Origin of the sequence: Ancylobacter sp. (genome assembly GCF_965279025.1) — a bacterium.
Classification (GTDB): Bacteria; Pseudomonadota; Alphaproteobacteria; order Rhizobiales; family Xanthobacteraceae; genus Ancylobacter.
In genome coordinates this window covers 1,542,910-1,564,269 of sequence record NZ_OZ257132.1, presented here as the reverse complement: position 1 = coordinate 1,564,269, position 21,360 = coordinate 1,542,910, and the positions used below count along the sequence as shown (strand labels likewise).

General features: G+C 68.3%; 18 protein-coding genes and 1 tRNA gene. 7 read left to right on the top strand and 12 right to left on the bottom strand.

Translation table 11 applies throughout. The features are described 5' to 3' along the window. Positions 1–181 precede the first annotated feature (181 nt). Positions 182–583, top strand: a complete 402-nt coding sequence (locus tag ACQY76_RS07250) for a TIGR02300 family protein (RefSeq protein ID WP_428032958.1) — start codon at positions 182–184, stop codon at positions 581–583. A gap of 166 nt (positions 584–749) precedes the next feature. Then, positions 750–825: transfer RNA gene (locus ACQY76_RS07245), tRNA-Ala, on the top strand. 320 nt (positions 826–1,145) lie between these two features. On the opposite strand, the gene ACQY76_RS07240 is transcribed toward ACQY76_RS07245, so the two are convergent. The 9 genes from ACQY76_RS07240 to ACQY76_RS07200 form a co-directional block, all read right to left on the bottom strand. Then, positions 1,146–2,021: an HAD family hydrolase gene (locus tag ACQY76_RS07240; RefSeq protein WP_428032211.1), complete on the bottom strand. Its 876-nt coding sequence runs from the start codon at positions 2,019–2,021 to the stop codon at positions 1,146–1,148. Beyond that, positions 2,018–3,562 (bottom strand): glucose-6-phosphate dehydrogenase, encoded by a 1,545-nt coding sequence (zwf, locus tag ACQY76_RS07235; RefSeq protein WP_428032210.1) that lies wholly within the window; start codon positions 3,560–3,562, stop codon positions 2,018–2,020. The genes ACQY76_RS07240 and zwf overlap by 4 nt, the downstream gene beginning before the upstream one ends. A gap of 18 nt (positions 3,563–3,580) precedes the next feature. Further along, positions 3,581–4,561 (bottom strand): phosphogluconate dehydrogenase (NAD(+)-dependent, decarboxylating), encoded by a 981-nt coding sequence (gene gnd / locus ACQY76_RS07230; protein WP_428032209.1) that lies wholly within the window; start codon positions 4,559–4,561, stop codon positions 3,581–3,583. 182 nt (positions 4,562–4,743) lie between these two features. Next, positions 4,744–6,573: a monovalent cation:proton antiporter-2 (CPA2) family protein gene (locus ACQY76_RS07225; protein WP_428032208.1), complete on the bottom strand. Its 1,830-nt coding sequence runs from the start codon at positions 6,571–6,573 to the stop codon at positions 4,744–4,746. A gap of 255 nt (positions 6,574–6,828) precedes the next feature. Continuing rightward, on the bottom strand, positions 6,829–7,116 hold the full coding sequence (locus ACQY76_RS07220) for a formate dehydrogenase subunit delta (RefSeq protein ID WP_428032207.1): 288 nt from the start codon (positions 7,114–7,116) through the stop codon (positions 6,829–6,831). After that, positions 7,106–7,954: a formate dehydrogenase accessory sulfurtransferase FdhD gene (fdhD, locus tag ACQY76_RS07215; RefSeq protein WP_428032206.1), complete on the bottom strand. Its 849-nt coding sequence runs from the start codon at positions 7,952–7,954 to the stop codon at positions 7,106–7,108. Before fdhD ends, ACQY76_RS07220 begins: the two co-directional genes overlap by 11 nt. A gap of 16 nt (positions 7,955–7,970) precedes the next feature. Beyond that, a complete protein-coding gene (gene fdhF, locus ACQY76_RS07210) occupies positions 7,971–10,826 on the bottom strand; it encodes a formate dehydrogenase subunit alpha (RefSeq protein WP_428032205.1) in 2,856 nt (951 codons plus the stop codon). A gap of 12 nt (positions 10,827–10,838) precedes the next feature. Further along, entirely contained in the window at positions 10,839–12,401 is a 1,563-nt protein-coding gene (locus ACQY76_RS07205) for a formate dehydrogenase beta subunit (RefSeq protein ID WP_428032204.1), read from the bottom strand. Next, a complete protein-coding gene (locus ACQY76_RS07200; RefSeq protein ID WP_428032203.1) occupies positions 12,398–12,871 on the bottom strand; it encodes a formate dehydrogenase subunit gamma in 474 nt (157 codons plus the stop codon). Before ACQY76_RS07200 ends, ACQY76_RS07205 begins: the two co-directional genes overlap by 4 nt. Positions 12,872–13,122: 251 nt before the next feature. Here ACQY76_RS07200 and ACQY76_RS07195 point away from each other — a divergent pair, with 251 nt between their 5' ends. The 4 genes from ACQY76_RS07195 to ACQY76_RS07180 all read left to right on the top strand — a co-directional run bounded on the left by ACQY76_RS07195 (position 13,123) and on the right by ACQY76_RS07180 (position 17,479). Continuing rightward, positions 13,123–14,655, top strand: coding sequence for a YifB family Mg chelatase-like AAA ATPase (locus ACQY76_RS07195; protein ID WP_428032202.1), 1,533 nt, complete (start codon positions 13,123–13,125; stop codon positions 14,653–14,655). 799 nt (positions 14,656–15,454) lie between these two features. Next, positions 15,455–16,546, top strand: a complete 1,092-nt coding sequence (locus ACQY76_RS07190; protein ID WP_428032201.1) for a GNAT family N-acetyltransferase — start codon at positions 15,455–15,457, stop codon at positions 16,544–16,546. 179 nt (positions 16,547–16,725) lie between these two features. Continuing rightward, positions 16,726–17,148, top strand: a complete 423-nt coding sequence (locus ACQY76_RS07185) for an Hsp20 family protein (RefSeq protein WP_428032200.1) — start codon at positions 16,726–16,728, stop codon at positions 17,146–17,148. A 46-nt stretch (positions 17,149–17,194) separates the two neighbouring features. Further along, positions 17,195–17,479, top strand: a complete 285-nt coding sequence (locus tag ACQY76_RS07180) for a DUF1150 family protein (protein ID WP_428032199.1) — start codon at positions 17,195–17,197, stop codon at positions 17,477–17,479. Positions 17,480–17,579: 100 nt separating this feature from the next. Here the strand turns inward: ACQY76_RS07180 and gshB are convergent, their stop codons facing one another. From gshB to rsmI, 3 genes are all read right to left on the bottom strand, one after another. Then, positions 17,580–18,521, bottom strand: coding sequence for a glutathione synthase (gshB, locus tag ACQY76_RS07175; RefSeq protein ID WP_428032198.1), 942 nt, complete (start codon positions 18,519–18,521; stop codon positions 17,580–17,582). Positions 18,522–18,621: 100 nt separating this feature from the next. Beyond that, the gene (locus ACQY76_RS07170) at positions 18,622–19,023 is read right to left on the bottom strand and encodes a YraN family protein (protein ID WP_428032197.1); all 402 of its coding nucleotides are present in this window, start codon (positions 19,021–19,023) and stop codon (positions 18,622–18,624) included. Beyond that, a complete protein-coding gene (gene rsmI, locus ACQY76_RS07165) occupies positions 19,016–19,933 on the bottom strand; it encodes a 16S rRNA (cytidine(1402)-2'-O)-methyltransferase (RefSeq protein WP_428032957.1) in 918 nt (305 codons plus the stop codon). Before rsmI ends, ACQY76_RS07170 begins: the two co-directional genes overlap by 8 nt. Positions 19,934–20,156: 223 nt before the next feature. Here rsmI and ACQY76_RS07160 point away from each other — a divergent pair, with 223 nt between their 5' ends. After that, complete coding sequence (locus ACQY76_RS07160) at positions 20,157–21,359, top strand: penicillin-binding protein activator (RefSeq protein ID WP_428032196.1); 1,203 nt, start codon at positions 20,157–20,159, stop codon at positions 21,357–21,359. The last annotated feature ends 1 nt before the right edge of the window (position 21,360 follow it).

Here is a 21,360-nt window from a genome sequence, read left to right as displayed (position 1 = left end):
ATCCGCCCCGGCCGGGAGCGGTAATTCACGACGCCGGGGAAGCCTTTCTGGCGCCGCAATGCGGGCACGTCCTAGCACGGTGGCTTACCTGCCGCCACGGCCCCGCGCAGTTGCGGCTTGACTCCGCCCCGCGAGCGGTTCAATGGGAGCACCCTTTCCATCACCACCCGAGGTCCAAACCGTGGTGAAACCTGAATTAGGCACCAAGCGCGTCTGCCCCGTCACGGGGCGGAAGTTCTACGACCTGAACAAGGATCCGGTGATCTCGCCCTATACCGGCCAGATCGTGCCGATCACCCTGCCGGTGACGCGTGGTCGCGCGGAAGCGCCGCGTGCGGCCGTGGCAGCCGTGGCGGATCCTGACCTGGAAGAGGTCGCCGAGGTCGAGCTGGTCTCGCTGGAGGACGCCGACGAGGAGGCCGCCGGCACCACGAAGGCGGCGGTCGTCGACGACGATCTGGACGTCGACGAGGACGAGGTTGCCAGCGACGACGATGATACCTTCCTCGAAGAAGACGAGGATGCCGACGATGACGTGACCGACCTGATCGGCGACGGCATCGAGGACGACGAGGAAAGCTGAACAGCGAAAGCTCTGGGGATGGATCACTCGATTTGAAATCGAGGCTTGCAGTCCGATCCGCCATATGCTTTACGACCGTTCCGCCCCGGAGTGATCCGGGTCGGCAAGTCCGGATGAGAACCCAAGGTGCAGCGCCCCGGCGCTCCACGCATCCGGCACCCTCGGTGGGGCCATAGCTCAGTTGGGAGAGCGCTTGAATGGCATTCAAGAGGTCGGCGGTTCGATTCCGCCTGGCTCCACCAATTCTCTCCTGCGCTGCGAACATTCCCTGCCGTGCCGGCGCCGCTCGTTGCGGCCAGGCGCCGTTGCCGGCCTCCGCAGCTTTCAGTCCGTACCACTCTTGAATTGCCGAAGCTGCGGCGCAGCCACGCGCTCGCGTTCCCGCCCCTGCAGGTGACACGGCGCGTCGCCGCGCTCTCATCGGCTCGCCGCGCAAACCGCCTGAATATGTGGCTGATCGTGCCAGGCCGCGCCCGGCATTCCCCCTGCGCCTTACGAGCGCTGGGAAGGGCGACCGGACGTCCATGAGAGGCGCCCGGTCACTGAGCTTCGTCGCGAAAGGCTAGCCGCGCGGCGCGCGGGGCAGGACGAATCGGTCGATGGCGTCGGCGACGCCATTTTCTTCGTTGGTCAGCGTGACGAAGTGCGCCCGCTCCTTCACCTCGGGGGCGCCGTTGCCCATGGCGATGGCGAGGCCGCCGACCTCGAACATCGGCAGGTCGTTCGGCATGTCGCCGATCACCGCCACCTCGTCGAGGGAAACCCCATAGTGCCGGGCGAAGGCGCGCACGGCATGGCCCTTGTCGGTGCCGGGGGGCGTCATATCGAGATATTTGGCCTGCGAGCGCCGCGCCGTGGCACCGGCGCCCACCAGGGCCTGCAGCTCCGGCTCGCTCTGCGCCAGCATGTCGAAATCGGTTGAAGAGAACACGATCTTGCCGGCGCGGTTCAGGTGATCGCCGAAATCGTCCACCACCGTCGGCTGGAAGGCGACGGTTCGGGTTTCCCCCGCCACATAGGGGTTGCCGGGGTCGGTGATGAACCATTCATTGTCGGCGAACACCCAGATCGAGGCGCCACGCGGCTTCATCATGGCGATGCCGGCGCGTACCGCGTCGGGGGAGACGAAATGCTCCTCCACGATCGAGAAATCGCGGCGCAGGATGGAGCCGCCATTGAAGCCGCCGAACAGGTCGACATTGAGCGCCTCGACCATCAGCTTCATGCCGCGCGGCGGGCGCGCGGAGACGGCGGCGAAGGCGATACCGGCGGCGTGCAGGCGGCGCACCGCCTCCACGGTCACCGGCGTTACCTCCTTCGCCTTGTTCACGAGGGTGCCGTCGACATCCGACACCATGAGGCGGATGCGCGAGGCCGGGGCGCTGGCGGCACCGCCGCGCGCGCCGGTCGCCGCGTCGGCGAGATTCGATTCGGTCATCGCGGGCGATCCCTCTCAAGCGGCAGCCACTGAAAGCCGTCCTGCGCCAGCATCACGTCCGACATTGCCGGGCCGCTGGAACCGGCGGAATAGTACTGTACCTCGTTTTCGCCGGCCCCGACCGCCTCAAGGATCGGCTCCACCGCCTCCCAGCCGGCCTCGATGGTATCGGCGCGCTGGAACAGGGTGGGGTCGCCGCACAGGCAGTCATAGATCAGCGTCTCGTAGCCGGTGCTCGGGGCCGCCTTGAAGTAGTCGGCATATTTGAAGCTCATCTCGACATCCGAGAGCTTCACCTTGCGGCCGGGCACCTTGGCGGCGAAGCGCAGCGACACGCCCTCATCCGGCTGGACATGGATGACCATCAGGTTGGGCTTCAGCGCCGTGGGCAGATGGCGGAACAGCACGCCCGGCGCCCGCTTGAACTGGATGGCGATCTCGGTGCGCCGCACCGCCAGCGCCTTGCCGGTGCGGACATAGAACGGCACGCCGTTCCAGCGCCACGAATCGACGAAGCACTTGAGCGCGACATAGGTCTCGGTGCGGCTGTCGGGATTGACGTCCTTTTCGTCCCGATAGTCCTTCACCGCCTCGCCATTGACGAAGCCGGCGCGGTACTGGCCACGCACCGCCGCGCCGATGGCCTCGCTCGGGCGCATATGGCGGATGGCCTCGATGACCTTGGTCTTTTCCGAGCGCACCGCATCGGCATCGAAGGAGTTCGGCGGCTCCATCGCGGTCATGGCGAGAAGCTGGAACATGTGGTTTGGCACCATGTCGCGCAGCGCGCCGGTGGCGTCGTAGAACCCGCCGCGCTGCTCCACCGACACCGTCTCGGCGGCGGTGATCTGCACATGGTCGATATATTCCTTGCTCCAGATCGGCTCGAAAATGCCGTTGCCGAAACGCAGGGCCATCATGTTCTGGACCGTTTCCTTGCCCAGGAAATGATCGATCCGGTAAATCTGCCGCTCGTCGGCGACCGCCAGCAGGCGGCGGTTGAGGGTCTTGGCCGACGCCATGTCGGAGCCGAAGGGCTTTTCCACCACGACATGGCGGAAGGCGCCTTCCGCCTCCTTCAGCAGCCCGGCGGCGCCGAGCTGCTCGGAGATGGTCGCGAAGAAGCGCGGCGCCACGGCGAGGTAGAACACCGCGTTGCCGGTCTGCGGCTTGCGCTGGTCCAGCCGCTCGCGGATGCGCCCATAGGTGGCGGGGTCCGCGAAATCGCCGGCGACGTAGAAGATCCGGCTGATCAGCCAGCACCAGGTTTCGCCCGCCGTATCGAGCGATCCCGGCAGTTCCTTCACCGCCTCGGTGAGGAAGGCGCGGTAATCCTCCTCGCTCCGCTCGACATGGTCGACGCCGACGATGGCGAAATCGTCGACCAGCACGCCCTCATGGGCGAGATTGTAGAGCGAGGGCAGCAGCAGGCGCTTGGTGAGATCGCCGGAGGCGCCGAAGATGAAGAAGGTCGAGGCCGGTGCCGGCGCCGTATCGGGCGCCAACACCTTCTGGCCGAGGACGACGGACTCGCTTCCCATGGATTGCTGGCCCGCCGCTCACTTGGTCTTGAATTCGGTATGGCCACCGAACTGGTAGCGCATGGCCGAAAGCAGCTTCTCGCCGAAGGTGTGGTCCTGGCGCGAGCGGAAGCGGGTGTAGAGGGCGGCGGAAAGCACCTCGGCGGAAACCGCCTCCTCGATCGCCGCCATCACCGTCCAGCGGCCCTCGCCGGAATCGGCCACCTCGCCGGGGAAGTCGCTCAGCTGTTCGTCCTTGGTCAGCGCGATGGCCGAGAGGTCGAGCAGCCAGGACGACACGACGCTGCCGCGCCGCCACACCTCGGAGACATCGGCGAGGTCGAGCGTGAAGCGCTCATTCTCGGGCAGGGCGGTGGAGTTCTTGTGCTTGAGGATCTCGAAGCCTTCGGCATAGGCCTGCATCAGGCCGTATTCGATGCCGTTATGCACCATCTTGACGAAATGCCCGGAGCCGGCCGGGCCGCAATGCATGTAGCCGTGTTCGACGCGCGTATCGCGCGCCTCGCGGCCGGGGGTGCGGGGAATGTCGCCGAGGCCGGGGGCGAGGGCGGCGAAGATCGGGTCGAGCCGGTCCACGGCCTCCTTGGTGCCGCCGATCATCATGCAGTAGCCGCGCTCCAGCCCCCACACGCCGCCGGAGGTGCCGACATCGATATAATGGATGCCCTTGGGCTCCAGATCGGCGGCGCGGCGGATGTCGTCCTTGTAGAAGGTGTTGCCGCCATCGATGATGGCATCGCCCGGCGCCAGCATGCCGGCCAGCGTGGCGATGGTCGTCTCGGTCGGCGCGCCGGCCGGCAGCATCACCCAGATGGCGCGGGGCGCATCGAGCTTGGCGACGAGATCGGCGAGATCGCCGGCCGGACGGTTGCCCTCGCCGCCCAGTTCCTGCACGGCGGCCTCGTTGCGGTCCCACACGACGCAGTCATGCCCCGCCTTGGTGAGACGACGCGCGATATTGCCACCCATGCGGCCAAGGCCAACGATTCCGAGCTGCATCTGCTGTTCTCCCCGATACGACGCCCGCACCTTCAGGACCCACGGGCCCGGGCGGGCGCCCATTGCATTCAAGCCGAATGTCTAGCGTGAGCCTATGCCGGCCATGCGACAATTGGAACGGGGACCGGCGTGAAAGCGACCGCAGGCGCGCCACGACATCGTGCAGCGGCGTGCGCACAGGCTCACGACGAGAATTCGGTCTCGTGCTTGAGCACGTCCTCCGCTTCCGGGTTGAGCGGCCGGGCGGCCCGCTCGGGAACCACCAGCGGCTCCGGTTCGAGGGGAAGCGGGCCACGGTCCTCGCCCTCGGCAAGCTGCCGGCGCAGCCGCTCCAGGTCGCGCTGGCGCACATCGGTCACCGTCGCCAGCGCCGTGGCGGCGTCGACGCCATTGGCGCGCAGCGTGGCTTCGCCAAAGGCCAGCGCCGATTCGAAGGTCTCGCGAATCTCGAAGTCGACGCCGCGCCCCCGCAACGCCACCGCGTGGGTGCGGTCGAAGGCGCGCGCGTGCAGATGCACATCCGGCATGTTCTGCCGGATGATCTCGACGATCCGGTCCGTGGTCTCGGGCCGGTCTACGCACACGGCGATGACGCGAGCCCGCTCGGCGCCGGCGGCGCGCAGCACGTCGAGCCGCGTGCCGTCGCCGTAATAGATGCGGAAGCCGAAGCGGCCGGCGTTCTGGATCATCTCGACATCATTGTCGATGATGGTCACCTCCAGCCCGCGCGCCAGCAGGCATTGCGAGACGATCTGGCCGAAGCGGCCGAACCCGACGACCAGCACGGAGCCGCCGGCGTCGGTGAAATCCTCATCGGGCAGGCTCTCGGTGCGGTTTTCCAGCCGCCGCGCCAGACGCTCGCCGATCAGCGCCACCGGTGGCCCCAGCAGCATGGTCATGGCCGCGCAGGCGGCCAGCATGTCGGACTGGCGCGCATCGATCAGCCCGAGGCCGAGCGCCAGCGGAAACAGCACGAAGGAAAACTCGCCCGCCGGCGTCAGCACCGAGGCGGAGCGCACCGCATCCGCCCGCGTGCTGTCGGAAAAGCGGAACACCGCCCACACCGACACCGCCTTCACCAGCGTCACCAGCAGCGTGCCGGTGATGAGCAGCGGCGCATTGGCGAGCACCACCTCGAGATTCATGGACATGCCCACGCCCATGAAGAACAACGCGATCAGCAGGCCGCGAAACGTGTCGATATTGGCCTCGAGCTCGTGGCGGAAGTTCGATTCCGACAGCATCACGCCGGCCAGGAACGCGCCGAGCGCCATCGACATGCCGGCCGAGGCCATCAGCGCCCCCGCGCCGAGGACCACCAGCAGCGCGGCGGCCGTCATCACCTCGCGCGCGCCCGAGCGGGCGAGGATGCGGAACAGCGGCGTGAGCAGATAACGCCCGACCCCGATGATGACCAGCATCGCCCCGACGATGATCGCCACATGCTCCGCCGATTCGGCGAAGCTGCGCTCTTCGTGCACGCCCTGCGCCAGGAAGGGCAGGAGGGCGAGCAGCGGCACGATCGCCATGTCCTGGAACAGCAGCACGCCGAAGGCCCGCTGCCCATAGGGCTGCGAGAGCCCGCTCTTCTCCTCAAGCAGCTGCAGCGCGATCGAGGTCGCCGACAGTGCCAGTGCCATGCCCGCAACCAGGGCGCCGCGCCAGTCGAAGCCATTGGCGGCGTAATGGGTCAGCAAGGCGATGGCGGCACCGCTGAAGAGAAGCTGCGCCGTGCCGAGCCCGAAGATCGCCCGCCGCAGCGCCAGCAGCCGCGAGAACTGCAGTTCCAGCCCGATGATGAACAGCAGCAGCACCACGCCGATTTCGGCGACCGTGATGATCCGCTCGGGGTCGTCGAACGCCCCGATGCCGGACGGGCCGATGGCGACGCCGGCGAGGATGTATCCGACGATGGGAGAAAGCCCGAGGCGCCGCGCGAGCGGCACCGCAATGACGGCCGTTGCGAGGAATATCAGTGCCCCCAGCAGCAATCCGTGTCCGTCTTCATGCATGGACCCGCCGTCCTCCACCCACCGCATTCATCCCACAATAGAGGATCCGATGACGCGGGCCGATGGCAGAAGCGTGGTGTAGTGACGAAGTTTGGGCCTTTGGGCGGGCGATTTGGCGATAAGCCGTCCGGCAGAAAGGCACGCGAGAACATGACCTTACGGAAGGTCGTGTCGTCTTGTGCGTCTCAAACGCACGAGGCCGGCAGCGCCCTTCGGCGTGCCGGCCTCTTATGACTCTCAGATCGCTGTGGGGGATCAGTGATGGTGGGCGGTCGGGCCGGGCGGATCCAGCGTCGGGCGGGCCGCCGGAATGGTATCGCGCGTGACAGGCGGCAGCGACTTCAGTGCCTCCAGCACGTCGGGCTTCAGCCCCTCGCCGCCGGCGGCGATGTGATCCTCGATGCGCGCGCGCATGCGCGGGTCCCAGAAGTCCTTGATGTGCTTGGCGACGCCCTTCACGGTCTTCTCATGGCCCTGCGGCTCGAAGAACTTGCCGATCTGGTTCGCCATGTAGACCAGGCGATCCATCGTGTTAGCCGACATGGGCGATGCGCTCCTTCTCTGCCCCGTCCAGCACGATGCGATGGGGATGGGTAAACACTTCAAATCCGTCGTCGCGCGCGATCGCGACCAGGGTGATACCGGCCTTCTCCGCCGTGCGCACCGCGAGCGCCGTCGGCGCCGACACCGCCACCAGGACGGAAGCGCCCAGCATGGCGGTCTTCTGCACCATCTCGATCGACACGCGGCTGGTAAGCAGCACGATGCCCTGCGACGCCACATGCCCGCCGCGCACCAGATGGCCCACGAGCTTGTCGAGCGCGTTGTGGCGCCCGACATCCTCGCGCACCGCCACCAGCCCGGCGGATGGCTGCCAGAAGGCGGCTGCGTGCACGGCCCGCGTCTGGTGGTTCAGCAGTTGCGCCGGCGGCAGCGAGGCCACCGCGCGGGAAATCTCCGCGGCCCCGAAGCGCGCCTCGTCCCCCACGGTGCGGGCCGGCTTCACCGCCAGTTCCAGGCTTTCCACGCCGCACAGGCCGCAGCCGGTGGGACCGGCGATCTGCCGGCGCCGAGCCACCATCTGGCTGGCGCGCGCCTCGTCGAGCCAGAGGCGGACCTCGACGCCGAGCACGCCGGCCTCGTCCTCGAACTCCAGCGTCTCGATCGACTGCACGTCGGCAAGGCTGTCGATCACACCCTCGGTCAGGCTGAAGCCATAGCCGAAATCGTCGAGGTCAGCCGGCGTCGCCATCATCACGGCATAGGTGGAGCCGTTATGGACGATGGCGACGGGCGTCTCCTCGGGGATCGCCCGCTCGCCCTCCGCCGCTCCCGAGGGAGTGACGGCAAGGCGGGAAACGCGGACGACCGGCGCGATCATCGACGGGCCGTCCCGCTCACTCCGCCGCAACCGCGATACGGCGGCTCTGGCGGGTGAACTCGTCATAGTCTTCCTGCCACTCGGACGGGCCGTTCGAGCGGGCGATCTGGACGGCGGTCACCTTGAACTCGGGGCAGTTGGTCGCCCAGTCCGAGAAGTCCGTGGTCACGACGTTTGCCTGCGTCGTCGGGTGGTGGAAGGTGGTGTAGACGACGCCCGGCGCGACCCGGTCGGTGATCTGCGCGCGCAGGCTGGTGGAGCCGGCGCGGCTGTCGATGCGCACCCAGTCGCCGTCGCGCACGCCGCGCTGCTCGGCATCGTGCGGGTGGATTTCCAGCAGATCTTCCGGATGCCAGGCCACGTTCTCGGTGCGGCGGGTCTGGGCGCCGACATTGTAGTGGCTGAGAATGCGGCCGGTTGTGAGCAGCAGCGGGAAGCGCGGGCCGGAACGCTCGTCGGTCGGCACATATTCGGTGACGACGAACTTGCCCTTGCCGCGCGCGAACCCGTTGATGTGCATGATGGGCATGCCCTCGGGGTTGGCGTCGTTGCACGGCCACTGCACCGAACCCATCTCGTCCAGCTTCTGGAACGACACGCCGGCGAAGCTCGGGGTGAGCGCGGCGATCTCGTCCATGATCTGCGAGGGGTGGGTGTAGTTCCAGTCCATGCCGATGGCACGGGCCAGCATCTGGGTGACTTCCCAGTCGCCATAACCGTTCTTCGGCGCCATCACCTTGCGCACGAGCTGGATGCGGCGCTCGGCATTGGTGAAGGTGCCGTCCTTCTCGAGGAAGGTGCAGCCCGGCAGGAACACATGGGCGTAGGCGGCGGTCTCGTTCAGGAACAGGTCCTGCACGATCACCAGTTCCATCGCCGCGAGACCCGAGGCGACGTGGTGGGTGTCCGGGTCGGACTGAAGGATGTCCTCGCCCTGGATGTAGATGGCCTTGAAGGTGCCGTCGACCGCCGCATCCAGCATGTTGGGAATGCGCAGGCCCGGTTCGGCGTCGAGCGGCCGGCCCCACATGGCTTCGAACGTCGCGCGGGTGGCGTCGTCGGAGATGTGGCGATAGCCCGGCAGCTCATGCGGGAAGGAGCCCATGTCGCACGAGCCCTGCACGTTGTTCTGGCCACGCAGCGGGTTCACGCCCACGCCGCGGCGGCCGATATTGCCGGTCGCCATGGCAAGGTTGGCGATCGCCATGACGGTGGTCGAACCCTGCGAGTGCTCGGTGACGCCGAGGCCGTAATAGATCGCGCCGTTGCCGCCCGTGGCATAGAGCCGGGCCGCGCCGCGGATCTGTTCGGCCGGCACGCCGGAGAGCTTCTCCACTTCTTCGGGCGAGTGGCGCGGATCGGCGACGAACTCGGCCCAATCCTGGAACTCTTCCCAGTCGCAGAACTGGCGGACATAGGCCTCGTTCACCAAGCCCTCGGTGACCACGACATGCGCCAGCGAGGTGACGACCGCGACATTGGTGCCGGGCTGCAGCGGCAGGTGGTACTCGGCCTTGATGTGGGGCGAGCGCACGAGGTCGATGCGGCGCGGATCGATGACGATCAGCTTGGCGCCTTCGCGCAGCCGCTTCTTCATGCGCGAGCCGAACACCGGATGACCGTCGGTCGGGTTGGCGCCGATGACCAGGATGACGTCCGAATCCTCGACCGAATCGAAGTCCTGCGTGCCTGCCGAGGTGCCGAAGGCCTGGTTCAGGCCGTAGCCGGTCGGCGAATGGCAGACGCGGGCGCAGGTATCGACATTGTTGGTGCCGAAGCCGGCGCGGATGATCTTCTGGACGAGATAGGCTTCCTCATTCGTGCAGCGCGAGGAGGTGATGCCGCCGACCGACTTGCGGCCATAGGTGTCCTGGATGCGCTTGAGCTCGGAGGCGGTGTAGGCGATCGCCTCGTCCCACGACACTTCCCGCCACGGGTCGGTGACCTTGGCGCGGATCATCGGCTTGATGACGCGGTCCTGGTGGGTGGCATACCCCCAGGCGAAGCGGCCCTTGACGCAGCTATGGCCGCGATTGGCCTTGCCATCCTTCCACGGCACCATGCGCACCACTTCCTGGCCGCGCATTTCCGCCTTGAAGGTACAGCCGACGCCGCAATAGGCGCAGGTCGTCACCACCGAATGCTCGGGCGTGCCGATATCGATGAGGCGCTTCTCGGAGAGGGTGGCGGTCGGGCAGGCCTGCACGCAGGCGCCACAGGACACGCATTCGGAGGTGAGGAACGCTTCCGACTGGCCGGGCGACACGCGGCTGTCGAAGCCACGGCCGGAAATGGTCAGCGCGAAGGTGCCCTGCACTTCCTCGCAGGCGCGGACGCAGCGGTTGCAGACGATGCACTTGGCCGGGTCATAGGTGAAATAGGGGTTCGACTCGTCCTTCGGCATCACCAGCTCGGAGGAGGGGGCGAAGTGGTTCGCGCCTTCCATGCCGTAGCGCACTTCGCGCAGGCCGACCGCGCCGGCCATGTCCTGCAGCTCGCAATCGCCATTGGCGGCGCAGGTCAGGCAATCGAGCGGGTGATCGGAGATATAGAGCTCCATCACGCCCTTGCGCAGCTGCGCCAGGCGCGGCGTCTGGGTGTGAACCTTCAGGCCCGGCGCCACCGGGGTGGTGCAGGAGGCCGGGGTGCCGTTGCGGCCCTCGATCTCGATCAGGCAGAGCCTGCAGGAGCCGAAGGCTTCCAGCGAGTCGGTGGCGCAGAGCTTGGGGATCTGCGTTCCCATCTCCATCGCGGCGCGCATGATGGAGGTGCCTTCCGGCACGGTGACTTCCATCCCGTCGATGGTGAGCGTCACCATCTTGTCGGTCTTGGGAGCGGGCGTACCGTAGTCGATCTCATGGACGAGTGACATGATGCGTCCTCCTCATTCGGCGGCTTCGAGGACGACGCGCGGGGGCGCGCCGAAATCCTCGGGGAAATGGTTCAGCGCACTCAGCACCGGATAGGGGGTAAACCCGCCAAGGGCGCAAAGGGATCCGAGCTTCATCGTCTGGCAGAGATCGGTGAGCGTCACGAGGTTGGCCTCGACACGATCGCCGGCAATGATCTTGTCCATCAGTTCGACGCCGCGCGTCGAGCCGATGCGGCAGGGCGTGCACTTGCCGCAACTTTCCACGGAGCAGAACTCCATGGCGAAACGCGCCATCTTGGCGAGGTCGGAATCCTCGTCGAACACCACGATTCCACCATGGCCGATCAGCGCGTCCTTCGCGGCGAAGGCCTCGTAGTCGAAGGGCAGGTCGAACTGCCAGGTCGGCACATAGGCGCCGAGCGGGCCGCCGACCTGCGCGGCCTTCACCGGCTTGCCGGTGGCGGTGCCGCCGCCGATATCGTTGATCAGTTCGCCCAGCGTGATGCCGAAGGCGGTCTCGAACAGGCCGCCGAACTTCACATTGCCGGCGATCTGGATCGGCATCGTGCCGCGCGAGCGGCCCATGCCGAAATTGGCGTAGAACTCGCCGCCATCGGCCAGGATATGCGGCACGGCGGTGAGCGAGAGCACGTTGTTGATGACGGTCGGCTTCTGGAACAGGCCCTTATGCGCCGGCAGCGGCGGCTTGGCGCGCACCGTGCCGCGCTTGCCTTCCAGGCTGTCGAGCAGGGCGGTTTCCTCGCCGCACACATAGGCGCCGGCGCCCATGCGCACTTCCATGTCGAAGCTGTAGGGCGAGCCGGCGATATGGGTGCCCAGCATGCCATTGGCCCGCGCCACCTCGATCGCCTTCTCCATCGCCCAGATGGCGTGCGGATATTCCGAGCGGGTGTAGACATAGCCCTTGGTGGCGCCCACCGCGATGCCGGCGATGGTCATGCCCTCGATCAGCTCGAAGGGGTCGCCTTCCATGATCATGCGGTCGGCGAAGGTGCCGCTGTCGCCTTCGTCGGCGTTGCAGACGATGTATTTGCGGTCGCCCTTGGCATCCGCCACCGTCTTCCACTTGATGGCGGTCGGGAAGCCGGCGCCGCCACGGCCGCGCAGGCCGGACTTCTTCACTTCCTCGATGATATCCGCCGGGCCGAGCGTCAGCGCGCGCTCCAGCCCGCGATAGCCGCCATGGGCGCGGTAATCGGTATAGGAAGCGGGATCGATGATGCCGCAGCGCGCGAAGGTGAGGCGCGTCTGCTTGGCGAGGAAGGGGTGTTCCTCCGGCTTGCCGATGCGCAGCGCATGGGCGCCGCCGGTGAGGAAACCGGCCGCGAACAGCCCGTCGACGTCGCCGGCCTCGACCGGACCATAGGCGATACGGCCTTCGTCGGTGACGACCTCGACCAGCGGCTCGAGCCACAGCATGCCCCGCGAGCCGTTGCGCACGATCTCGACCGGCTGCCGGGCGGCCAGCGCGGCGGCGGCGATCGCCTCGGCGACCTCGTCGGCGCCGCAGGCGATAGCGCAGGCGTCCTTGGGAACGTAGATGCGAATGGTCACGACTGCGCCTCCGCGATCAGAGCGTCGAGCCGACGCTCATTGAGCCGCGCGACGATCCGGCCATCCAGCATCGCCGCCGGCGCCGTGGCGCACAGGCCTAGGCAATAGATGGGCTCGACCGTGACCCGGCCGTCCGCCGTGGTCTCGCCGAGCTTGCAGCCAAGCTTGTGCTCGGCATGGTCGGTCAGCGCGTCGCCGCCCGCGGCCTGGCAGGCCTCGGCCCGGCACAGCTTCAGCACGTGGCGGCCCGCCGGCTCGTGGCGGAAATCATGATAGAAGGTCACGACGCCATGGACTTCGGCGCGCGAGACGTTGAGCTTCTCGGCCAGCATCGGCACGACGGCGTCGGGCACGTGCCCGAACGTCTCCTGCACCGCATGGAGCATCGGCATCAGCGGGCCTTCGAGATGAGCGAACTCATCCACCACCGCGCGAGCGCGCTCTTCGCTCCAGGGTTCGTAATGCGGCATTTCTCCCGTAGCCTTCTTTTAGAATTTTCCAAAGGTAAGGATGGTACGCGGCGAAACCGAAATCAATTCAGGTGTTCCGTGCCTTGATAGAATTTTTCTATCAACAGTGTAGCTGGGGTGGCGTTTACCTTTGGTCAACCTCTCTGGCGTTTTGTTCATGTAATGTTCTTGACCGGGACGCGTGATGCCTTATCCTGCCACCGATGCCTCGGGCTGGGCGCAGCCTGAGAGACATCGGCGGAGGGGCGGGGATGGTCCAGCGCGTGGCGACAGTGGCGTTCGAAGGCGTCGAAACGCGCCCGGTCGACGTTCAAGTCCAGGTGAGCCCGGGGCTGCCGGCATTCAATCTGGTGGGTCTTGCCGACAAGGCGGTCACCGAGGCGAAGGAGCGGGTGCGCGCCGCGCTCACCGCCTCGGGCCTCGCGCTGCCGGCCCGGCGCATCACGGTCAACCTCGCCCCGGCCGATCTGCCGAAGGAAGGCAGCCATTATGACCTGCCCATCGCACTGGGACTGATGGCGGCGATCGGCGCCATCGCCCCCGAAGCGCTGGACGGCTTTACCGTGGTCGGCGAACTGGCACTCGATGGACGTATCGCCGCCGTCGCCGGGGTGCTGCCGGCCGCCATCGGTGCCAATGCGCGCGGCCATGGCCTTATCTGCCCGGAGGCCTGCGGGCCGGAGGCCGCCTGGGCCAGCCCGGACATGCCGGTGCTGGCGCCGCTCTCGCTGGTCCAACTCGTCAATCATTTCGCCGGCCGCCAACTCCTCCCCCGTCCCGAGCCCCGACTGGAAGGCGGCGCGGCGAATCTGCCGGACCTGTCCGAGGTGAAGGGCCAGGAGACGGCCCGCCGGGCGCTGGAGATCGCCGCCGCCGGACGCCACAACCTGCTGCTCAGCGGCCCGCCGGGCGCCGGCAAGTCCATGCTGGCGCAGCGCCTGCCCTCGATCCTGCCGCCGCTCGTCCCGTCCGAGCTGCTCGAAGTCTCGATGATCGCCTCGGTCGCCGGCAATCTGCAGGGCGGCGCGCTCACCAGCCGGCGGCCCTTCCGCGCCCCGCACCACTCCGCCAGCATGGCGGCCATGGTCGGCGGCGGCATGCGGGCGCGGCCGGGCGAGGTGTCGCTGGCGCATAATGGCGTGCTGTTCCTCGACGAACTGCCGGAATTCGCCCCGGCCGTGCTGGATTCACTGCGCCAGCCGCTGGAGACCGGCGAAGCGGTGATCGCCCGTGCCAATCACCGCATCTCCTATCCCGCGCGCTTCCAGCTCATCGCCGCGATGAACCCCTGCCGTTGCGGCCGGGCCGGTGAACCCGGCCAGACCTGCCGGCGCGGCCCGCGCTGCGCCGGCGAATATCAGGCACGGCTGTCCGGACCCTTTCTCGACCGGGTGGATTTGCATCTGGACGTGCCGGCGGTGGCGGCGATCGACCTTGTCCGCACCGGCCCGTCCGAGCCCAGCGCCGCGGTCGCCGCCCGCGTTGCGCAGGCGCGTCGGGCGCAGCGCGAGCGGTTCCTGGCCCTTGGCCGGCCCGATCTGTTCACCAATGCGGAAGCGAGCGGCCCCGTATTGGAGGACATCGCCACGCCCGATGCCGCCGGCACGGCGCTGCTCACGGACGCGGCGCGGCTCATGCGGCTCTCCGCCCGAGGCTATCACCGGGTGCTGCGCGTGGCACGGACGCTGGCCGATCTGGCGGGCGCCGAATCGGTCGGCCGTCCGCACCTCGCCGAAGCCCTCGCCTATCGCGCCGCCGCCGACCGCAATGCCGCCGCGGCCTGAGAAGGCGGAGCGAACGGCGGAGCGCGGCGCCGGGCGGGCCCGCGCGCTACGCTGCCACCAGCAACGGCGGCATCTCACCCCGGCACCGGCGAACCCGCCGCCTGGCACGCGGGACATGACGCGGAAGCCGGACCTTCCCTTGCAGCGAACGCGCGGGCGATCCCGCTCGCAGACGGCCGGCGGCGTGTTTGCCCCACTGCTTCTCCCGCTTGGCGGGCGCGTGCGATCCCGCTCGCTCGCACATCGCCTCAAACCGGCCTTCGTTGCGGGCCTTCCCTTGCAGCGAGCGCGCGTGCGATCCCGCTCGGGCAAGGCCCGGCCTATCTACGTGCTGCGTGAGCTCCCGCAAACGCGTAAGCGTGCTATCCTGGTCGCGACGGGTGATACCGGACGGGACGGCGCCGCCGGCTCCCCTCAAGCGCGCGCTTGCCATCCCGCTCGCTCGCACATTTCCTCAAACCGGCCTTCGATGCGGACCTTCCCTTGCAGCGAACGCGCGTGCGATCCCGCTCTCAGCCGGGTTCGGTCCCGCCTGGGCAGAATGCTTGCGCCAACCGCGTAACCGCGCCATTCCGCGCTGGGAAATCAAGCACCTCGCATGGGTGACGGATGCCCGCTTAGCGCGCGATCCGGCTCTCGGAATCATTGTGATGCCAGTTCGCGCTCCGCCCGCCGGCGTGGCCATCGCCCGTGCAATCCCGCCCGGCCATGCCGCGCGGTGTGCGCTGTCACATGGGCGTCCGAGAAATGTGATTCCTGTCACAAAGCGCTATAGTGAACGCAGCGTGGGGGGTCGGTCATGACGCAGATGCTCGTCGATAGGACGGTCGAGACGCCGCCGGCCTCGCGGGTCGCCACCCTGACCGCCTCGCTCGCCGCGCCCAGCCTGATGGCGTTGCGCAGTTTTTTCACCCCCAAGGGCTCTCTCTCCCCTGCCGCGACCGGCAAGCGCCCGGAGAAGGCCCCCGGCGCCGCACCGCTGCGGCTGGTTCCCGCCGCCTTCGCCCCGTCGCGCCTGCTTCCGGCGCTGCGCTCCTATTCAGGCGTGCGCCACCGCGGCAGCCGAAGCGAGCCGGGGCCCGCGGCGCTGGGACGGATCGGCGCGCTGGAAGTACGGCTGGCGGTGACGGCGGCGGATGTGCGCCGCGCCCAGCGCCTGCGCTACGAAGTGTTCTACGAGGAAATGTCGGCCACGCCCGCCGCCGCCATGCGGCTGGCGCGGCGCGATGTCGATGCCTTTGACGGCATTTGCGACCATCTGCTGGTTCTTGACCACGAGTCCTGCCGCACCGTGCGCGGCCGCCGGGTGCCCCGCGTCGTCGGCACCTACCGACTGCTGCGGCAGGACATCGCCAACCGCCACGGCGGCTTCTACACCGCCGGCGAGTTCGACATCGCCCCGCTGCTCGCACGCCATCCCCACCGGCGCTTCCTGGAGCTCGGACGGTCCTGCGTGCTCGCCTCCTACCGCAACAAGCGCACGGTGGAGCTGCTCTGGCACGGCATCTGGGCCTATGTGCGCCGGCACGGCATCGACGTGATGTTCGGCTGCGCCAGCCTGGAGGGCGTCGATCCGCAGGCCCTTGCCCGCCCGCTGGCCTTTCTCCACCATTTCGCCCCGACGGATCCGGAATGGGCGGCGGAGGCGCTGCCGCACAGCGCCGCCTCGATGGACCTCGTGTCGGTGGAGGCGCTGGACGCGAAGGCCGCGCTCGCGGCACTGCCCCCGCTTATCAAGGGCTATCTGCGCCTCGGCGCGCAGATCGGCCGCGGCGCCGTGGTCGATCGCCAGTTCGGCACCACCGATGTGCTGATCGTGCTGCCGGTCGAGAAGATCAGCCCGCGTTATCTCGACCATTTCGGCGTGAACGGCGAACGCCACGCCGCCTGATCGCAGGCCCCTCTCGCAATCCGGCTATCGGCAACGGTGCGGCGTCGACCGCCCGCGCCGCGTTGCGCCTCCCGGCAACCGCGTCTTGCGCGGAGCGAACCGGTCTCCCATATCGTCCGCAACGGGATGCCTTGACGGGGTCCCATCACACAAAGTCGCTTCAAGAGGACTTTGGGAGCATGTCGCGTATTCCCTCGCTGTCGAGCCCCTTCCTGCTCGGCTTTGACGAGGTCGAGCGGGCGCTCGACCGCGTCATGAAAGGTTCGGACGGCTATCCGCCCTATAATGTGGAGCGGGTGGCAGCGCCGGACCAGCCGGAAAGGCTCCGCATCACCCTGGCCGTCGCGGGCTTTACCCGCGAGCAGCTGGAGGTGACCGTGGAAGAGAAGGAGTTGGTCATCCGCGGCCGCCAGGCCGAGGATCCGGAGCGGGTCTTCCTTCACCGTGGCATCGCCGCGCGCCAGTTCCAGCGCATCTTCGTGCTGGCCGAGGGCATGCGCGTCACCGGCGCCGAGCTGAAGAACGGACTCCTCTGGGTTGACCTGGTTCGGCCGGAACCGGAACGCATCGTCCGGCGTATCACCATAGCGACGGACGAGTGACGGAGCCCGAAGCCGTTCTCGACAGCACGTTGAGGAGTTGCGGACCATGACCAACGAATTTCACATCGACGCCGCCTCGGCCGGTTCGGCACTGGCCGGCGCCCTGACGGCGGAGGACTTCGCCAATCTGGGTGGCGGGCATATTGCGTATCTGCGCACCATCCGCTCCGAAGACGCGGCCGAGATGTTCCCGCAGGCCCATCTCTCTCCTGGCTTGACGCTGTTCACTCTTCACGCCGCCGACGGCACGCCGATCATGCTGACCGACAGCCGCGAGGCGGCGATCGCCAATGCCATGCAGAACGAGCTGGTGACGCTCAGCGTCCACTAAGCCATTTCCCCGGAACGACGAACGGCACCGCGAGAAAGAAGCGGTGCCGTTTTTCGTTTTGGAGCCGAAACAAACCCGCTAGCGCAGGCTGCGCGGCGGTTCAGGCTCGCTTCGCCTCGATCATGTCCCACACCGTCACCGCGATATCGGGCCCGCCGATCCGCTTGATGGCGCGGATGCCCGTTGGCGCGGTGACGTTGATCTCGGTGAGGTTGCCGTCAATCACGTCAATGCCGGTGAGCAGAAGCCCCCGCGCACGCAGCGCCGGCCCCAACCGCTCGCAGATTTCGCGCTCGCGCTGCGTCAGGTCGGTTTCCGCCGCCGCGCCGCCACGCACCATGTTGGAACGCAGATCACCTTCGCTCGGCACGCGGTTCACCGCACCGGCGAAGACGCCATCCACCAGAATGATGCGCTTGTCGCCATGTCTCACCTCGGGAATGAAGCGCTGAATGACCCAGGGCTCGCGGAAGGTGGCGGCGAACAAATCGTAGAGCGAGCCGAAATTCAGATCGTCGCGGGTGAGGCGAAACACCGAGGCGCCGCCATGGCCGTAGAGCGGCTTCATGACGATGTCGCCGAACTCCTCGCGGAACGCCTTGATCTCCTCGAGATCGCGGGTGATCAGCGTCGGCGGCATCAGATCGGGAAATTCGGTGACGAAGATTTTCTCCGGCGCGTTGCGCACATGGGCGGGGTCGTTCACCACCAATGTCCGGGGATGGATGCGCTCCAGAAGATGCGTCGCCGTGATGTAGTTCAGGTCGAAGGGCGGATCCTGCCGCATCAGGATCACGTCGAACGTGTCGAGCCGCACCCGGTGCGCGTCGCCGAGCGCGAAGTGGTCGCCCTTCACGTCGCGCACCTCCAGCGGCTGCACGGTGGCGAACACCTCGCCGTCGCGCATCGCGAGGCGGTCGGTGGTGTAGTAGGAAAGCGCGTGGCCGCGCGCCTGCGCTTCCAGCATGAGGGCGAAGGCGGAATCGCCCGCAATATTGATGCGGTCGATCGGGTCCATCTGGACGGCGACGTTAAGGCTCATGGGGATTCCGTCTGCGACAGGTGGGAGCCAGCCAGACACGAGGTCGCTTGGCGTTCACCCCTTTTAATCGCTTGCGCCGTGCCGCGCCACGGGCGCCGCGTCATTCAGCTTCGAAGGCGCCGGGCAGGTGCAGCGGTCGCGCGCCGGGAGCGACCAGCACGACATCAAGCCGCATGTCGAGCCCGGCAAGCTCGGGGTGGCGCGACAGGAAGATTTCCGCCGCGCCGACAATGCGCCGGCGCTGCCGCGCCAGGATGGATTCGGCTGCGGAACGCAGCGAGGCGCGCGCCTTCACCTCAATGAACACCAGCAGGTCGGCGCGCCTTGCCACCAGGTCGATTTCGCCGCGCGGCGTGCGCACCCGCCGGTGCAGGATGGCAAAACCCTCGGCCTCGAACAGCGCCGCAGCGGCGGCTTCCGCCGCCATCCCACGGGTGAAGGCGGCTTGGCGGCGCGCCCGGGCGCGCTCCTTCAGTGCACCCGGCGACGCCTCGTCAGCCATCGCCGCCCTGCAGGGCGAGCGCGCGGGCATAGACGGCGCGGCGGGGAAGCCCGGTCGCGGTGGCCACCGCCGCCGCCGCATCCTTGACCGAGAGGCTGGCCAGCGCGGTCTTCAGCGCGGCGTCGAGATCGGCCTCGCTGGATTCCTGCGCGCCCGGCGGGCCGATCACCAGCACGATTTCACCCCGGGGCGGACCGGCCTGCGCATAGAAGGCGGCGAGTTCGTCCAGCGTGTCGCGCCGCGCCTCCTCGAAGGTCTTGGTGAGTTCCCGGCACACCGCCGCCGGACGCGGCCCAAGGCCCTCGGCGAGATCGGCGAGGCTCTCCGGCAGGCGCGGGCCGCTCTCATAGAGGATGAGCGTCGCCGGCAGGGTCTTCAGCTCGCTGATGCGGGTGCGGCGGGCGCCGCTCTTGGCCGGCAGGAAGCCCTCGAAGAAGAAGCGGTCGGTCGGCAGCCCGGCCGCCACCAGCGCCGCCAGGCTGGCCGAGGCGCCCGGCAGCGGAATCACCCGGTGCCCCGCCTCGATCGCCGCCGCCACCAGCTTGTAGCCGGGATCGGAAACCAGCGGCGTGCCGGCATCGGAGACTTGCGCCACCACGCCGCCTTCCGCCAGACGCGCCAGCAGACGAGGCCGCGCCTGTTCGGCATTGTGGTCATGATAGGCCACGAGCTTCGTTTCGATACCGTAACGCTCCAGCAGGCGCCGGGTGATGCGGGTGTCCTCGCAGGCGATCAGGTCGGCGCCGGCCAAGGTCTCCAGGGCGCGCAGCGTGACGTCGCCGAGATTGCCGATCGGCGTGGCGACGATGTACAGCCCCGGCTGCGGGCGCCCGGCGGGAAGGCTGTGCGCACCGATGCGGAAGCTGCGGGCAGGACTGGGCTCGGGAGAAGCTGTGTCGGGTGAAGGCATCATGATCGGGCTATTGTAGAGAGCGCCGGCCTTGGCGTCATGCCTCACGTGGCCGATGCCCGAAAGGCGCGCTCCGCCGGAAAACGCGCCCGAACGCGTGGATATGTTGCCCCACACGGCCCGTGCGGGCGGCCGCAAGGTGACAGGGCGTTCTGCCCCGTCCTAAAAAGGTGTGGAGACGTCGGCCAGTGGGGCGGGCGCACAGCCGAGCCGAACGCACCGCATGAACGCGAAGGACACGGCCGCCATCCGCAGACGCCTCGCCCGGACCAGCCGGCGCGGCTTCCTCATGCTGGCCGGGGCGGCGACCTTGGCCGCCTGTTCCTCCGGGCCGGAGGTCGGGGCGCCCCAGGCGGCGCTCCCCGCGCCGGCCCTGCCGCCAGACCCCAATGCCGGCCTCGGCAGCGGCACGCCCATCGCCCTCATCCTGCCGCTCGGCGCCAGCGGCAATGCCGGCGCAGTGGCCCTCTCGCTGCGCAATGCGGCGGAGATGGCGCTGTCGGAATTTGCCGGCGCCCGCATCCGGCTGATCGTCAAGGACGACGGCGGCACCGGGCCGGGCGCCCAGGCGGCGGCCCAGCAGGCCCTGGACGAGGGCGCCCGGGCGATCATCGGCCCGCTCTTCGCCCATTCCGTCGGCGCCGCCGGCCAGGTGGCGCGGCAGCGCGGCGTGCCGCTGGTCGGCTTCTCCACCGACACCAATGTGGCGACGCAGGGCGTCTATCTTCTCAGCTTCCTGCCGCAGACCGATGTCGAGCGGGCGATCCGCTATGCCGCCGCCAATGGACGGCGCTCCTTCGCCGGGCTGGTGCCGGACAACGCCTATGGCTCGGTGGTCGAGGCCGCCTTCCGCGAGACCGTGCCGGCCGTCGGCGGGCGCGTCGTCGGGCTGGAGCGCTATGGCGCCGGCCAGTACGCGGAAGCCGCGCGCCGTCTCGCCGCCTCGGTAGCGCAGGCCGATGCGGTGTTCCTGCCCGATGCCGCCGACACCGTGCCGCAGATCCTGCAGGCCATGGCGGCGGCCGGCGTCAGCCTCGGCGGCAAGCAGCTCATCGGCACCGGCCTGTGGGACGATGCGAAGCTGTTCGCCAACCCGGCAGTGAATGGCGGCATCTTCGCCGCGCCCGATCCCGCCGGCTTCCGCGCCTTCGCCGCACGCTACCGGGCGCGCTTCGGCCGCGAGCCGGTGCGCACCACCACGCTGTCGCATGACGCGGTGTCGCTAATGGCGGCGCTGGTGAACGGCTATGGCGAGACCGGCATCACCGATGCGGCGATCCAGAACCCCTCGGGCTTCGCCGGCGTCGACGGCATCTTCCGCTTCCGCGCCGATGGCACCAACCAGCGCGGGCTGGCGGTGATGCAGATTTCCAGCGGCACCACGCAAATCGTCAGCCCCGCCCCCCGCAGCTTCGCGCAGGGCTGAT

Coding starts and splice junctions, on each gene's coding strand:
- ACQY76_RS07225 (WP_428032208.1), bottom strand. CDS start 6,573: ATGCATGAAGACGGACACGGATTGCTGCTGGGGGCACTGATATTCCTC.
- ACQY76_RS07190 (WP_428032201.1), top strand. CDS start 15,455: ATGACGCAGATGCTCGTCGATAGGACGGTCGAGACGCCGCCGGCCTCG.
- ACQY76_RS07185 (WP_428032200.1), top strand. CDS start 16,726: ATGTCGCGTATTCCCTCGCTGTCGAGCCCCTTCCTGCTCGGCTTTGAC.
- fdhF (WP_428032205.1), bottom strand. CDS start 10,826: ATGTCACTCGTCCATGAGATCGACTACGGTACGCCCGCTCCCAAGACC.
- gshB (WP_428032198.1), bottom strand. CDS start 18,521: ATGAGCCTTAACGTCGCCGTCCAGATGGACCCGATCGACCGCATCAAT.
- ACQY76_RS07170 (WP_428032197.1), bottom strand. CDS start 19,023: ATGGCTGACGAGGCGTCGCCGGGTGCACTGAAGGAGCGCGCCCGGGCG.
- ACQY76_RS07200 (WP_428032203.1), bottom strand. CDS start 12,871: ATGCCGCATTACGAACCCTGGAGCGAAGAGCGCGCTCGCGCGGTGGTG.
- rsmI (WP_428032957.1), bottom strand. CDS start 19,933: ATGCCTTCACCCGACACAGCTTCTCCCGAGCCCAGTCCTGCCCGCAGC.
- ACQY76_RS07240 (WP_428032211.1), bottom strand. CDS start 2,021: ATGACCGAATCGAATCTCGCCGACGCGGCGACCGGCGCGCGCGGCGGT.
- zwf (WP_428032210.1), bottom strand. CDS start 3,562: ATGGGAAGCGAGTCCGTCGTCCTCGGCCAGAAGGTGTTGGCGCCCGAT.
- fdhD (WP_428032206.1), bottom strand. CDS start 7,954: ATGATCGCGCCGGTCGTCCGCGTTTCCCGCCTTGCCGTCACTCCCTCG.
- ACQY76_RS07220 (WP_428032207.1), bottom strand. CDS start 7,116: ATGTCGGCTAACACGATGGATCGCCTGGTCTACATGGCGAACCAGATC.
- gnd (WP_428032209.1), bottom strand. CDS start 4,561: ATGCAGCTCGGAATCGTTGGCCTTGGCCGCATGGGTGGCAATATCGCG.
- ACQY76_RS07180 (WP_428032199.1), top strand. CDS start 17,195: ATGACCAACGAATTTCACATCGACGCCGCCTCGGCCGGTTCGGCACTG.
- ACQY76_RS07160 (WP_428032196.1), top strand. CDS start 20,157: ATGAACGCGAAGGACACGGCCGCCATCCGCAGACGCCTCGCCCGGACC.
- ACQY76_RS07195 (WP_428032202.1), top strand. CDS start 13,123: ATGGTCCAGCGCGTGGCGACAGTGGCGTTCGAAGGCGTCGAAACGCGC.